This window comes from Pseudoalteromonas sp. HF66 (assembly GCF_011806445.1).
In the GTDB taxonomy this organism is placed as follows: domain Bacteria; phylum Pseudomonadota; class Gammaproteobacteria; order Enterobacterales; family Alteromonadaceae; genus Pseudoalteromonas; species Pseudoalteromonas apostichopi.
In genome coordinates, this window is sequence record NZ_JAATOU010000024.1 from 42,847 (window position 1) to 56,577 (window position 13,731).

Here is a 13,731-nt window from a genome sequence, read left to right on the forward strand (position 1 = left end):
ACCTTTAAATGAAAAAATATTCTTGACCAACTTAGATAACACCTGTTTAATATGTGGGCAACATAATTTTAAAGTTCATAAGTCTCAATTGGGTAAGTAGTCCAGCAAAGCATATAAATATAAGGACGGGAAACAATGAAACAACATGCATCCACACTCGCAATGAGCTATATAGCAAAAGCGACAAGCAATGCACTTCGCGCAAAGAAAACAGCCTTCACCGGTGTTGTTATGGCCGCAGCTCTAGCCAGCGCGCCAGCCTTTGCAAATCTAACCGGCGGGATCAAAGGTAAAGTATCATCACCTAAAGCGCAGCAGTCACTGGCGGGGATCACAGTTACAGCAAAAAGTAATGTGATGCCAAAACCACGTACAGTCGTTACGCGAGAAGATGGCAGCTACGACTTACCGCAATTAAAACCAGGTACTTATGAACTGACTTTCACTGATAAAAACGGTGTAACTCAAACCATGACTGTCGACGTTTTACTTGAGCAAACATCAAGCTTAAATATCACTATGGGCGGTGCTAACGAAAACGTTGAAGTCATTACAGTTACTGGCAGTAAATTATTCCGCCAAGGTAAGTCTGCACTGACTAACTCATTAGGCGAAGAAGCAATCAACAGCGTGCCAGTTGGTCAAGATTACCGTGACCTACTAAAACTTGTTCCGGGTGTTGAGCTATCAGAAAATGCAACGCTTGGTCCATCAGCAGGTGGTTCGGGTGTTGATAACTCTTACGGCTTTGACGGCGTAGATGTTTCACTCCCAATGTTTGGTAACTTAGCATCTGAGCCATCAACCCATGACGTTGCTTACGTTACTATGGACCGCGGTGGTGCAAAAGCCGTTGGCTTTAACCGCTCAGGTGGTTTCTCAATCAACACTGTATCAAAATCAGGTACTGACGAATTCCACGGCAATGTTGAATACAAAGTTCAACCTAAGAGTTTAGTGGCAACACCAACAGGTCAAGAAAGCTATGAGCTAGATAAAAGCTGGTTAACAGCAAGTTTAGGCGGCCCGCTTATTGAAGATACCTTGTATTTTTATACATCTTATTATCGTCCTGAAGAAACTCGTACTAATAAAGATACAGCCTATGGTGAAGTAAAAGACTATAAAAATGTCCGAGATGAATACTTTGGTAAGTTAACCTGGGCACCTACTGACGATATTTTACTTAATATTTCACAGCGTACCTCAGAAAAAACTATCGAAGGTCGCTCTGTTGGCGCTTACGAAACTGATAGTGTTTCTGCTGGTGATGAAGCCGACCAAGATATCTTTACCTTAGATGGTTCGTGGCTTTTAGGTGATGCAACAACTCTTTCATTCCAATACAGTAAATTAGAGATAGAGTCTGGTACCACTCCGGATACAAAACTATCTGTAGTACCATCGTTAACGGGTCAACTTGACTTAAGTAATCTAACTGAAATGGGTTACTTCAGTGTACCAAGCTTATTAGATGCTGATGATAACTACACAGCAGAGCAAATTGCTGCATATAATGCAGGCGCTGCACCACTAATTGCACAATACGGTTATACCGAAGATGGGCAAATGCGAGGTGGCGGCGGTGTTGGTGCGTATTACCAATACGATAATATCGACTTTTACCGTGATAGCTTTGAGTTAAATCTAGAACATGAATTTAGCTGGGGCGATAGTTACCATACATTACATTTAGGTGGTGAATGGAAAGAAAGTAAAGAAGTACTGTCTCGCCTTTCAAATGGTTGGGGTAGAATTTCTTATGTTGGCGGCCTAGATGAAAGCTTAGAAGAAGGCAGCTCTGCGCCGGTTATTTACCGTGCTCGCGTGCAACAAATGAGCTTAGTAGCAGGTGGCGATGCGGTTTCTGCTATTAACTCAGAAATGGAAACGCTGAATTTCGAAATCAACGACACCATTGAAGTAGGTGATTGGACTTACAATGTGGGTGTGCTTGTGAGCCGCGATACTTGGTATGGTCAAGGTCTTAAATCGGCATCTGGTACCCTCTCTGGTTATGAGTTAGCACCAGGCGAAAAATACGAAATGTATCAAACAGATTGGACAGATATGATCCAGCCTCGTTTAGGTGTGAATTGGAATTATGCAGATCAAGACTCTGTATTTGCTAACTTCTCAATGTATAACCCTGAAGCAAGCTCACTTGCACGTGCCGCCTCTTGGGACCGTAATACCCGTGCCGAAATCGAAGTTGAATTTGATGAAGCGGGTAAAGTAATTTACGCAGAACCACGTCAAGGTTCATCTGGTAAAGTATTTGCTGATGATTTAACGCCTCGTCAAATCAAAGAGTTTACACTTGGTACCACTAAATATGTGGGTTCTGATTTAGTATTACGTGCTCATGTTCGTCACCGTAAGGCATCACATTTCTGGGAAGATATGCCAAACAATGCCCGCTTAACTGACTACTCTGGCGTTGATGCTGATGGCGTACCACAACATATTGCAGACAAAGGCCTTTATGTCGATAACCTCGCTGAAATCCGCGATGAAATTGGTGGTTCATCTTATGTTATTGCCGAAGTAGATGGCGGCGAGACTAAATATTGGGAAGCAAGCATCGAAGCTGAATACCTAGGTGAAAACAGCTATATCAATGCTTCTTATGTTTGGAGTCATTACTACGGTAACTTCGACCAAGATAACACCACAGCAACAACAGATGCGAATACCTTCATTGGTTCATCAAACTATGGTGATGGCCGTGGTCGTTACCCTTGGGATTACAAATACGGCACATTATCAGGTGATAAACCGCATAAAGTAAAAGTCTATGGTTACTATACAGTGCCATGGGATGCAAACATTGGTGCATACTTTGTATTCCAGTCGGGTAAACCTTGGGAAGCATGGGATGGTTCAATCTACGGTTACTCAAATGGCACAACGCGTTACAGCGAGCCTGCAGGCAGTCGTCGTAGCCCAAGCCATTGGCAACTTGACTTAAACTACACCCAAGACTTTAAGTTCTCAGGTGACATGGAACTACAATTCCGTGCTGATATCTTCAATGTATTTGACCGTCAAACAGGTTACAACAATAACCCATATGTCTCGTCAGAAACCTTTGGTGAATATCGTAACTACTACAGCCCACGTCGCGTGCAGCTGTCGTTTAACTTCAAGTTCTAAGTTAATTTATCCTGTTGGGGCCGCTATTGCGGCCCTTTTTTATGCCTGAAAAAAGTAAAAGCCAAAAGCTTAAATTGTACAAAATGCTTTTGCCGCAGCTAAATTAGTCGCTTCTTTCATAAAGTAGTCGAGCTGCACAGTTCGAATAATCGCTCGCGACTCGTTGTTACTTGTGCTTGCCTGCCATTGCCAATTTTTAAGCGACTCTCGTGACACACCTACAAACAGCCCTTCTGGGAAGCTCTCCACAAAACGAATATCGGTGGTATTACCCTGATTATCAATGGTAATTACAAAGCGCGCACAGCCCGTCTGCTTAGATATTAAAGCTGCTTTTGGGTAGTTAGGCTTTGTTGCATTTTTAAGTGTCCACAACTGCTCTGCTGCATTTTTATCATCACGAAGGTCGAGTACATCGGTTGAGTTACTTTTTGAAGTGTTAGGGAGTTGTGAGCAGCCAGCTAGTAAAGCAAGTACGGCAATGCTTAAATAAGCTTTCATGGTATATCCTTAATGATACCAACTCGTAATAATACATAATTGAATTAAGCAAATTGGTATGAAAACAAGTTCCTGAATATACCACAATTAATTTTTAGAGATATTAAAAAACGAGGCAAGCGCCTCGTTCTTTTTTATCTAGTTATCTAGCTATTATTGATACAGCAAATATGGGGCTCGCTTGCGTTTAAAAGCACTTAAATCGGCTTGCCAGCTTTGCTTTATTTGCTGCTCAGTTTGGCCTGCTTCAATGGCTAAACGCAATTTATCAGTGCCTGCAAGTTTGTCCATAAAGTCAGCGCGTTCAAAAAATTCTTGCTCATTCGCGCTCAGCTGTTGGTATGCCGAAATAAACACACTTAAATCTAAGCCATGAATATCAGCATCTCGTAAGTCTTGACCAAATACTTCAACGCCTTTGAATTTAGGGTTCATTGAAGCGCCTTTAATCGCCCTTGGCGTGAAACTAAATTCACCCAATTTTACTGGTGAATAGCCCATCACTTGGAACGGAAAGTCAGTGCCACGACCAATAGTCACGGGTGTTGCTTCAAAGAAACATAGTGATGGATAAAGCGCAATTGACTGTGCATTCGGTAAGTTAGGGCTAGGCTTTATTGGTAGCTCATAAGCCATAGTACGGTCATAATTCGCAACGGGCACAACGCTTAGTTCAAGCTTATTAGCATCATTTATCCAGCCTTCACCTTTGATCATTTGAGCAAGTTCCGCCACTGTCATACCGTGCAAAACAGGAATTTCGTGCATGCCAACAAACGAACGAAATTGTGGGTCAAGGATAGGTCCATCAACATAGGCAATATTCGGGTTTGGTCTGTCTAGAACCACAACCTCTTTACTATTTTCAGCTGCGGCTTCCATCACGTAGTGCATTGAGCTGATGTAAGTGTAAAAACGCACACCGACATCTTGAATATCAAAAATAATGACATCTAAATCTGCAAGCATCTCAGGGCTTGGTTTTTTGTTACTGCCATAAATCGACACAACATCGATGCCAGTTTTAGCATCTACTGTGCTTTTAACATGAGCTCCAGCGTCATGATCGCCGCGAAAGCCATGCTCAGGGGCAAATATTTTGCTAACGACAACGCCTCTATCTAGTAATGCATCAACCAAATGTTGACCATTAACTACTGATGTTTGATTAACCACTAACCCGACACGTTTACCTTTTAGTGCTGGAACGTAGGCTTGAAAATTAGCAGCCCCCACTTGCAAAGGCTGGGTTTTCTCAGGTGCTTGTACAGGCGTTTCTTGGCAACCTAAAAGCGCGAAACAACTAACGAGTAAAACAGCTAAAAAACGCATTATTCTTCAACCGCCTTACGTAAAAAGCCGCCGGCTTTTGAAAGTAACTGTTTTGCTTCAGGCGCAGGTTTTCCTGTTAGCACAATTAAAATAGCAAGTTTAGCACTTTGATCTGCTTGCTTTAATGCATCAACAGCTTGCTGCTGAGTACAGTCTGTTGCTTGCATAACAATACGAATAGCACGAGCATATAGTTTTTCATTACTAGCATTCACATCAACCATCAGGTTTTTATACACCTTGCCAGTGCGGATCATGCTAGCTGTACTTAGCATATTAAGTACGAGTTTCTGCGCAGTGCCCGATTTCATTCGTGTTGAGCCAGTTACGGCTTCAGCTCCAACAACAGGACAAATGCCAATTTGAGGTAAAAGCATCACCGCTGAATTTGGATTACATGTGACACCCACAGTCACACAACCGAGTGATTTAGCGTATTCAATTGCCGAGCAAACATAAGGAGTACGGCCACTGGCAGCAATGCCAACCACCACGTCTTTACTGTTTAAATTAACATTTTTTAAGTCTTCAACGGCAAGTGTCGTACTATCTTCAGCACCTTCAACAGCCTTCTTAACAGCAGTGTCACCACCGGCAATAATACCCAACACTTGCTGATCGCTCACGCTATAGGTAGGAGCACATTCAACCGCATCCAAAATCCCTAAACGACCACTAGTGCCTGCCCCAATGTAAATCAACCTACCGCCATTTTGAAAGGCTTCGACTACGTGGTCTACCGCTTCACTAATTTGCGGGATAACTAATTTAACCGCCTCAGCCACTTTATGATCTTCATTATTGATTTTAGTGAGGATCTCAGTGGAGCTGAGCAGATCGATATCCAAAGTGTCTGGGTTTTGTCCTTCGGAGACAATGCCGTTTAACTCTTCGAGTAACTCACGCTGTTGCTTAAATACGTGCTCAGGGCTCATTGGGTTGTCCTTTTTCAATAATGTCATGGTAATGCTCTGCTGCTAAAATCGCAGCACCAGTTAATGAATCTCCCTTGCAAGGAGATAATTCGTTTTGTAAAGCAAGTGGCAATAATGGTTGGCTAACTTTCGCCAAACCACCAATTAAAATCACTGGTAATAGTGAGTTTCCTCGGCTTTTATTAATTAACTGAACTACCGATTGAGTGTGCTCTGTTAATACACTATTTGCCGCTTTACAGTCATTTTTCAAGCTAAACACTAAAGGACTAAATGCTGCATAGTCCGCAGGTTTTGCTTGTTTAAGCCAACTACTAATTGCTTGTCGAGTGCATCCTAGCTGCTCACTCAAACGAATCGTTAATCGGCTTTTTGGTAAATCATAAATATCTATATCGTTTAATAATTGCTGCACAGCCATAAGGCCGATACGGGCACCACCGCCAAAATCATCAACAGTAAAGCCCCAGCCACTAACCAACTTTGTTTGCTTTTGAGCATTTAATCTTGCTCCGACAGCACCTGTGCCAAGTGCAATAACTACACATGGCTCGCCAAGGTTTGCACCATATAATGAAGTAATTGCATCACTGGTGATTTGCAAACTGGCAAATTCAATTTCGTACACCAGTTTAAGCATCACTTTTAATTGCTCAGCAAGGCTTACCGATGAGCCACCAGCCACTCCCATAACGGTGACGATTTCACTTGGCTCTGCGCCACTTTGCTGGCATACATCGCGGGTCACTTTAACAATATTTTCTAACGCTAAATCAAGATCATTCGAAATTGATGCAGAACCTGCCTGAGCATGAAAAACAGCATCACTTGCCAGCTCCTTAAGCTCAGCTAACACTTTAGTGCCGCCACCATCAATGGCTAGAATATAGCGAACTGCCATTTATGCACTCTTCTCGTTCGATGATTTACCAAAGCAACACACAAGTGTCGCAAGCAAAGTGCCTATACACAGTTGCCAAGTAAATCCTAGGTAAAAACGCATTGTCTCAGGTAGTAACCAGTCAATCATGTATGGCTGCATTAATAAGGTCACCATAAAACCTGCTATCAGCGCAGCTAACACTGAGCCTTCACTGCCACGTTTGGTGAACAACGTCGTAAAGTACACACCTAACAAGCCACTGTACGAGAACACCATCACACTTAAAGCAAATTTTAATAATGGCATATCACTGTATTGCTGCCAGAAATAACAAAGAATAGCCATTAGCGCTAAGGCAAGGCTCACCACTGCCATACCGACACGACCTGCTTTGACAAAGTGATGATCACTAACTTGTTTATTATGTTTTTCTAAATACGGACGATAGATATCTTGTACGATGACTGAAGACATCGAACTAAGCCCTGAGTTCAACGTAGAAATAGCGGCAGCAATAATACCAACGCTCACCAAACCTTTAACTCCTGCTGGTACTTCGTTCAATACGTAGTACATAAAGATTGTGATTTTTTCGCCATTAAACTCTTGTACAACGGCTTGGCCTGCCTCGCTGTTCATCAATGCAGGTTGCTGATAAACAATATAAAGCAGAAAACCTATAAAGATAAAAATAGCCATAACGGGAATCACCATCACTACAGATAGTAATAACGCCTTACTGCCTTCTTTAGGGCTTTTACAGGTTAATAAACGCTGCGTCATATCTTGGTCTAAACCAAATGCAGCGATGTTTAAAAGTACAAAACCTGTTAAAACAGAGGCCATGTTAAACACCCCAGACGGGCCAAAATCTAAATCAAATTTAAACAGTGCTAGTTTAGAATCTGCACCTGGGCTTGGCTCATTGAGTGTTGCGATAATAGTCGAAAAATCAGCAGGAATAACGGCAAGTAAGCTCCATATGACCGCTATAGCAGCACTCACGTAAACAATACTTTGCAACACGTCTGAGTAAATAACACTGCGAATCCCCCCCAAAAAGGTATAAAGCAAGCCAGCAAGTGCTAACACCAGAGTAGCTATAACCACACTGTCTGCATCTATATTTCCGTATAAAATCATCGCCACGGCAATGGCCGCCATGTACAAACGCGCACCACTGGCAAACACACGGCCAAATAAATACATCAAGCCACTGCGACGCTTTGCCTTTGGACCGATGCGTTTTTCTAGTAGCTCATAAACCGTAAATACTTTTTGCTGATAGAACTTTGGAATTAAAAATGCCGATACGACAAAGGCGGCAATAAACGCACCGATATTAGTGGCTATGTAGGAAAAGTCACCTTGATAGCCTTGATCTGGCCCACCGATAAAGGTTGCTGCAGATTGTGAGGTAGCTAAAACAGAAATAGCCACCATCCAAGTTGGCATACTATTTCCGCCTAGAAAAAAATCTTGGCTTGAGTTAGCGCGTTTGCGATTAAACCACCAGCCACTTAGCAATAAAATTGCACCGTAACTTGCGAATACTAGCCAATCAAGTAAAGCGTAATTTGCACTCATTTATTATCCTAACCCAAACCTCAATGGAATATATTATTCCATCATTATGACAGAATTAAAATACTTTTATTTTATTATTTTTATTCAGCTAAGTTAGGTAATTGCCACTGACTTTGCTTTTGTTGATATTGCGCCTTGGTCAAGCTGACTAATAAAGGCTTTTTACGTTCATCTAACCAAGCAAGCAAAGCGTCCATATTGCGTTCTGTCATTGCTGTACAACCAGCTGTAGGCTTGCTAGGCGCACGCCATAAATGCATAAAGATACAACTACCCGCGCCATTGATATTGCTTGGATTATGCTTAACAACAATGCCTTTTTTATACAAATTATCTTGGCTGTATATATCACGGCGCATCCATTCTGAAGAGTCTTTTACTGCGTCTTCGCCTACTTGTGCTTTGTCGACCAGTTGATTGTAAAAAGGCGAGCCTTTCACATCAATGCAGTAATCGTTTGCAGTCATTGCTTGATAACTTAGGTTCGTTTGTAATGAATCTAAATACCCAAATGCAGTACCTAGCTCAAAAATACCAGCAGGCGCTTTACCATCCCCTTCTTGTTTTTGCTGACCTGGTTGTGCAGGGTGCAGCCCCACTCCCCAAGCAAGACCGGTACGACCAAGTACTACCGCATGTTGTTCGCCTTGTTGTTGCCATTTACCGGCGTCTTTTTCATAGCGATACAGCGTGGCATCAATAGCATCACTGTCATTAGCGACCACCACCACGAGTTGCTGATGACTGTTATCAATAACAGGTTTAGGTGACTCTTTGCTTGCACAAGCCGTTAAGCTCATAGCTGCAATAAGACTAACTAGTTTTTTCATGCTGGCCATACTCCGTTTGTTATTAGTTCAAGCCCTTTTATTGATTCAATACCAAGACCTGGTTTATCCGATAAGCTTATTTGAGGGCCGATAAACTCAACCCCACCTTGTACAGGGTCATACTGACCAAGAGCTGGACCATCTAGGTCAATTTTACTGATTTGTTGTGCTTTGGCAGAAGCTAAATGCGCAGCCCCTGCGACAGCAATACTGCCCTCTAGCATACAACCAATCATACATTCAGCTTGATATTGGGCTGTGATGTTAGCAATCTCAATTGCCCGGCTTAAACCGCCCGTTTTCATTAACTTGATGTTGATAATATCAACCGCTCCCAACTCTAAAAGCTGGATTACTTGCTTAGGTGAAAAGGCGCTTTCATCAGCCATAATCGGTGTATTCACCCGCTCAGTAATATATTTGAGGCCTTGAAAGTCACTGCTTTTTACTGGTTGCTCAACTAACTCTAACACCACGCCAGCTTGCTCAAGTTGTTGTAATGCAAACACAGTTTGTTTGGCATTCCAACCTTGGTTTACATCTAAACGTAATTGCGCCTTAGCAGCAAACCCCGCGTGGATTGCTTTGACACGTTCAATATCTTGATTAAGGTTATTGCCAATTTTTATTTTTAATACGTCAAAGCCCTGCTCAACGGCTAGCTGACAGTCACTGAGCATTTTATCTATGTTATCGACGCTAATGGTAATATCCGTTTTAAGTTCTGACTTACCGCCGCCAAGTAACTTATATAAAGGTGCTTGATAGAGCTTACCCCACAAGTCGTACACAGCCAGTTCTAGGGCGGCTTTTGCGCTACTGTTGCCAACCACGGTTGATTGAATAATTTGAGTGAGCTGGTTGATGTTTTCAATTTCTTGCCCCACCAACTTAGGCGCAATAAACTGCTTAATGACCGCTATCATCCCTTGATGGGTATCACCAGTGATAACCGGTGTTGAGGCCGCTGAGCCATAGCCAGTTTGACCACATTCAGTGTCGATTAAAACCACTAAGTCTTCGATAAAACTCACTTCTCTCAGTGCTGTTTTAAATGGGGTAACTAATGGCACTTTGAGCTTTGCAAAGCGAACAGCTTTAATTTTCATATCGGCCTCTAGCGAATACGCTTAATGTTATAAACACGGTCTAAATAACTGGTTTCTTGAGATAATCTTAGTGGCAATAAAGGTGTCACAGACACCCCATTCAAGGCACTACTATAAAAGCTGCCATCGCCTTTGTTGTAACCTAATCCTTTGACATCATGAATAACATACGGCTCGCCGTGATGCTCCCCTAAGTACATCATCACGTGACCAGGAATATAGATCAGATCGCCAATCGCCATATTTTTAACCGTTGGTATCTTGGCATCCGCAGCGGTATTCTTATCAAAACGATTATTTTGCCCGTATTCACTACTGCCTTGCTGCCCTGAATTACGCGGCATTAATAGGCCAAAGCTTTTATAAATTTCACCAACAAACCCGGTGCAGTCGCGGCCATTGTAATCATGCCCCCAACCATAACGCTCACCTAAAAACTTAAAGCCTTGTTTAATTAGATTTTGCTCGTTGTAGTCTAAGTAACCTAAATTTACATCGGCAGTTTTGCTGATCATCGCTGGTTTAATTACAAGTTGACCTTGCTCATCACGAGTAGGTAACTGTACAACATGGCTGGCATAGCTATTTTGGCCGTTTAGCAAATAAGGTACTTTCTCACTATCAACTAAGGGTAAGCGTACCCCCATATCTAGTTGCACTTCTGAGCGGCTTTCATCGTTTGGCACATAAGCAGTATTTACTTTTGCACCTGTCACAACCAAGAAATTATCTTGTTCACGATAAGCTTTTATTTTATCCGCATCAGCAAAGGCAAGATCTTCGGCAGGTGCCCATGCTAAGTAGTTGTAAGCACGTACTAACAACCATTTTTTATCTGCACTTTGATGTAATACAGCCACAGCCTCACCCGGGAACATGCCACTTTCTTGGAAGCGATCTAAGTCTTGATCAAGGCCACTATTTAAAACCCGATCCCAAGTTGGAAATGTACGTAATGCAGTACGTTTAACTACCACTGCAAAACGCACCTTATTAGTATCTGCGACTTTGTTAAGATTTAAGTTAGCCTGATATTTAGCAAAATCTTTCGCTGTGAGTTGTCGGCCGTCGGTAAAAAAACGCGGGCTTTTTGGAATTGAACTTGCCGAGTGAATGGCACTTGTTAGCTCGTCTTTACTGAGCGATTTTTGGAAAGACAGTGGATCAACAATGTATTTATTATCTTTAATAAGTTTTTCGTTGAAGGCAGTAATTTGAGCCTCCGTCATAATCATTTTTGCCGATGCCCCTTGCGCTAACCAGTAGCTAGGAGAAAGCTGTGACTGCGTGACCCCGATAACATCTGATTGCCAACCTTCGGCATGCATGGGTGCACTAAAGGCAACACCTAAAGTAATTGATAAAGCGATAATTGAACGACGCATAGCTGTACCTTAATTCTTATTGAAAGCGTGAATCTAATAATTTTGTAAAAGCATGCTGCAATTTTTGCTGCATTTGCTTACCGACTGTCGGCAAATTGGCTTCGTCAGCCCCCTGAGTTGACTGCTGTACACTAAATGTAAACTCACGCCCACCTTGATAATTTCCTAGACACACATGTGCCAGCATCACGGCTTCTGTGGTGGAGCGCGTTTCACTTGGTCCCCAACCAATTTTTTGCCATACACGCCACTGCCCATTGGTTGCGCTATCGAGCACCTCTTTTGCAGAGCGACTATCATTTGGCGCAATAACATCTGCCAACGCATTTGTAACAATATGACTGATACCTACCATCATGCCGCCTACTTGAGCCTGTTCGTAGGTATGACCTGTGCCGTTAAGTAGCACATCAACATCACTTGCTTGTAAATAAGGCATTTGTGTACTTGGCTCACGCTGATGACTAACCAAGCGCTTTAACCATTCAGCTTGAGCAAGTGTAGTCATTGCTTTGTTGCCCGTTAAGCCACAACTGTCGCAACGATATCCTAAATAGCCGGGATCATCACTGCTTGTTATATAATGAACGACTTTTGCATCAAGCTCATTCTTTGCAGGGTTATGCCAATACTCGTCTGATGGCATAAACTGCTCTGAGCCATATGCGCCGTTAAATAACAAACGCTCATCCTGTAGTTTGAGCCAGCCATCATTAAAAAGTCCACGTAAGTACTCTCGCCCTGCCACATTCACAAAATAACTGGCAATAGCATTTGAGTTGCCATCGGCTTTACCAAATGCTTCATAGCTATTAATACTGCTGATCAAATCTGCCAGCGCTGTATCACCTGCATAGAGCGTTGCACCAAGCTCTGGGTGGGTTTGTCTTACTTTAGATAGCGCACCGCTAAATGCTTGAATTTTTGATGAGCTCCAAGGCTCATACAATTCATTATGGCTGCCATCACTTAAATAGCGATAGGCTAGCTGCCCAGCCTGTACTTGATAATCTATTAATAGAAATTTACCTGGCTGCTCAGAGGCTAAGAAATACTGCCAATCGGCCGCCACTCTGTTTTGCCAACCTGCCTGTTGATAATTAACCTCAGTTGCTGATTTATAGCCTGGCTGCTGACTTTCACCTTCCAGTGATAAGCAACCAGTATTTTTTAAATCTTTTGGCAAAATAGCGGGAGCTAACATTACCTGCTCAAAGTATTGTTTGTCGGTTAATGGGGTTTTTTCTGTGTTCGCTTCACAACCAGTCAAAAGCATCAAGCCGCAACTTATAGCCAGCCGTTTTTGATATGCACCTTTCGCATACATAAAATAAAATTCCCACTTGTTATTTTTTTTGGAATATTTTATTAAATCTAACACAATTTCTTCATGAAGCAAATTAACTCGGTTTTATTGCCTATAAGACGCTGGCTTAAAAAATAATTTAACGATTAAAGTCTATCGTCTCGAAGGGGTATTGTTCATCGTCTGGAGCGACATTATCTTAATGCGCGATGCGCGCGAAACAAGTTTCACGCCTACTGGGTGTATTTTTTGTATTTTGAGTTGGGGTTTAATTTGTGGAGTGGAAGCGTGATGTTCACGACTGAAGTCGCTGCTACGAATATTACGATAATAAACGCGATATAAAATCGCTGCTACAGGTTTATATCGAGTTTTCAAGCTCCTACGCGAATTGCAGGCACAAAAAAACCGACTTTCGTCGGTTTATGTCACTTTCCAGAAGAAAGTGGCGGACGCGGGAGGATTCGAACCTCCGACCGCCTGGTTCGTAGCCAGGTACTCTATCCAGCTGAGCTACGCGTCCGCAATTGTTCTGCTTATTTACGTCTTGCAATGACGGTGTTATTAAAACACAAAAAAACCGACATTTAGTCGGTTTGCACTTTCGAACATTGCAGTATGAATGTATAGAAAGTGGTGGGCGCAGGAGGATTCGAACCTCCGACCGCCTGGTTCGTAGCCAGGTACTCTATCCAGCTGAGCTATGC

Annotated in this window: 10 protein-coding genes and 1 tRNA gene; 1 reads left to right on the forward strand and 10 read right to left on the reverse strand. The window is 42.5% G+C overall.

Annotated features, from left to right (window positions below):
- Positions 1 to 135: 135 nt before the first annotated feature.
- On the forward strand, positions 136 to 3,156 hold the full coding sequence (locus tag HCZ11_RS17615) for a carboxypeptidase regulatory-like domain-containing protein (protein WP_167659076.1): 3,021 nt from the start codon (positions 136 to 138) through the stop codon (positions 3,154 to 3,156).
- Between the two features lie 69 nt (positions 3,157 to 3,225).
- Here the strand turns inward: HCZ11_RS17615 and HCZ11_RS17620 are convergent, their stop codons facing one another.
- The 10 genes from HCZ11_RS17620 to HCZ11_RS17665 form a co-directional block, all read right to left on the reverse strand.
- Positions 3,226 to 3,657, reverse strand: coding sequence for an energy transducer TonB (locus HCZ11_RS17620; protein ID WP_167659077.1), 432 nt, complete (start codon positions 3,655 to 3,657; stop codon positions 3,226 to 3,228).
- Between the two features lie 153 nt (positions 3,658 to 3,810).
- The gene (locus tag HCZ11_RS17625) at positions 3,811 to 4,989 is read right to left on the reverse strand and encodes an exo-beta-N-acetylmuramidase NamZ domain-containing protein (RefSeq protein WP_167659078.1); all 1,179 of its coding nucleotides are present in this window, start codon (positions 4,987 to 4,989) and stop codon (positions 3,811 to 3,813) included.
- Positions 4,989 to 5,924: an N-acetylmuramic acid 6-phosphate etherase gene (gene murQ, locus HCZ11_RS17630; RefSeq protein WP_130050802.1), complete on the reverse strand. Its 936-nt coding sequence runs from the start codon at positions 5,922 to 5,924 to the stop codon at positions 4,989 to 4,991. Before murQ ends, HCZ11_RS17625 begins: the two co-directional genes overlap by 1 nt.
- Positions 5,914 to 6,825, reverse strand: coding sequence for a BadF/BadG/BcrA/BcrD ATPase family protein (locus HCZ11_RS17635; RefSeq protein ID WP_167659079.1), 912 nt, complete (start codon positions 6,823 to 6,825; stop codon positions 5,914 to 5,916). Before HCZ11_RS17635 ends, murQ begins: the two co-directional genes overlap by 11 nt.
- The gene (locus HCZ11_RS17640; RefSeq protein ID WP_130050800.1) at positions 6,826 to 8,394 is read right to left on the reverse strand and encodes a sodium:solute symporter; all 1,569 of its coding nucleotides are present in this window, start codon (positions 8,392 to 8,394) and stop codon (positions 6,826 to 6,828) included.
- Between the two features lie 80 nt (positions 8,395 to 8,474).
- A complete protein-coding gene (locus HCZ11_RS17645; protein WP_167659080.1) occupies positions 8,475 to 9,224 on the reverse strand; it encodes a L,D-transpeptidase in 750 nt (249 codons plus the stop codon).
- Complete coding sequence (locus HCZ11_RS17650; RefSeq protein WP_130050798.1) at positions 9,221 to 10,333, reverse strand: dipeptide epimerase; 1,113 nt, start codon at positions 10,331 to 10,333, stop codon at positions 9,221 to 9,223. The genes HCZ11_RS17645 and HCZ11_RS17650 overlap by 4 nt, the downstream gene beginning before the upstream one ends.
- Positions 10,334 to 10,341: 8 nt before the next feature.
- Positions 10,342 to 11,718 carry an SH3 domain-containing protein gene (locus HCZ11_RS17655; protein ID WP_167659081.1) on the reverse strand — a complete coding sequence of 459 codons (1,377 nt, stop codon included), beginning with the start codon at positions 11,716 to 11,718 and terminating at the stop codon, positions 10,342 to 10,344.
- A 16-nt stretch (positions 11,719 to 11,734) separates the two neighbouring features.
- A complete protein-coding gene (locus tag HCZ11_RS17660) occupies positions 11,735 to 12,994 on the reverse strand; it encodes a hypothetical protein (protein WP_167659082.1) in 1,260 nt (419 codons plus the stop codon).
- A 476-nt stretch (positions 12,995 to 13,470) separates the two neighbouring features.
- A tRNA-Arg gene (locus tag HCZ11_RS17665) sits at positions 13,471 to 13,547 on the reverse strand.
- Positions 13,548 to 13,731: the final 184 nt, after the last annotated feature.

Excerpts from the sequence above, each read along its gene's own strand:
- HCZ11_RS17615 (WP_167659076.1), top strand. The coding sequence starts at position 136 with ATGAAACAACATGCATCCACACTCGCAATGAGCTATATAGCAAAAGCG.
- HCZ11_RS17620 (WP_167659077.1), bottom strand. The coding sequence starts at position 3,657 with ATGAAAGCTTATTTAAGCATTGCCGTACTTGCTTTACTAGCTGGCTGC.
- HCZ11_RS17625 (WP_167659078.1), bottom strand. The coding sequence starts at position 4,989 with ATGCGTTTTTTAGCTGTTTTACTCGTTAGTTGTTTCGCGCTTTTAGGT.
- murQ (WP_130050802.1), bottom strand. The coding sequence starts at position 5,924 with ATGAGCCCTGAGCACGTATTTAAGCAACAGCGTGAGTTACTCGAAGAG.
- HCZ11_RS17635 (WP_167659079.1), bottom strand. The coding sequence starts at position 6,825 with ATGGCAGTTCGCTATATTCTAGCCATTGATGGTGGCGGCACTAAAGTG.
- HCZ11_RS17640 (WP_130050800.1), bottom strand. The coding sequence starts at position 8,394 with ATGAGTGCAAATTACGCTTTACTTGATTGGCTAGTATTCGCAAGTTAC.
- HCZ11_RS17645 (WP_167659080.1), bottom strand. The coding sequence starts at position 9,224 with ATGAAAAAACTAGTTAGTCTTATTGCAGCTATGAGCTTAACGGCTTGT.
- HCZ11_RS17650 (WP_130050798.1), bottom strand. The coding sequence starts at position 10,333 with ATGAAAATTAAAGCTGTTCGCTTTGCAAAGCTCAAAGTGCCATTAGTT.
- HCZ11_RS17655 (WP_167659081.1), bottom strand. The coding sequence starts at position 11,718 with ATGCGTCGTTCAATTATCGCTTTATCAATTACTTTAGGTGTTGCCTTT.
- HCZ11_RS17660 (WP_167659082.1), bottom strand. The coding sequence starts at position 12,994 with ATGCTTTTGACTGGTTGTGAAGCGAACACAGAAAAAACCCCATTAACC.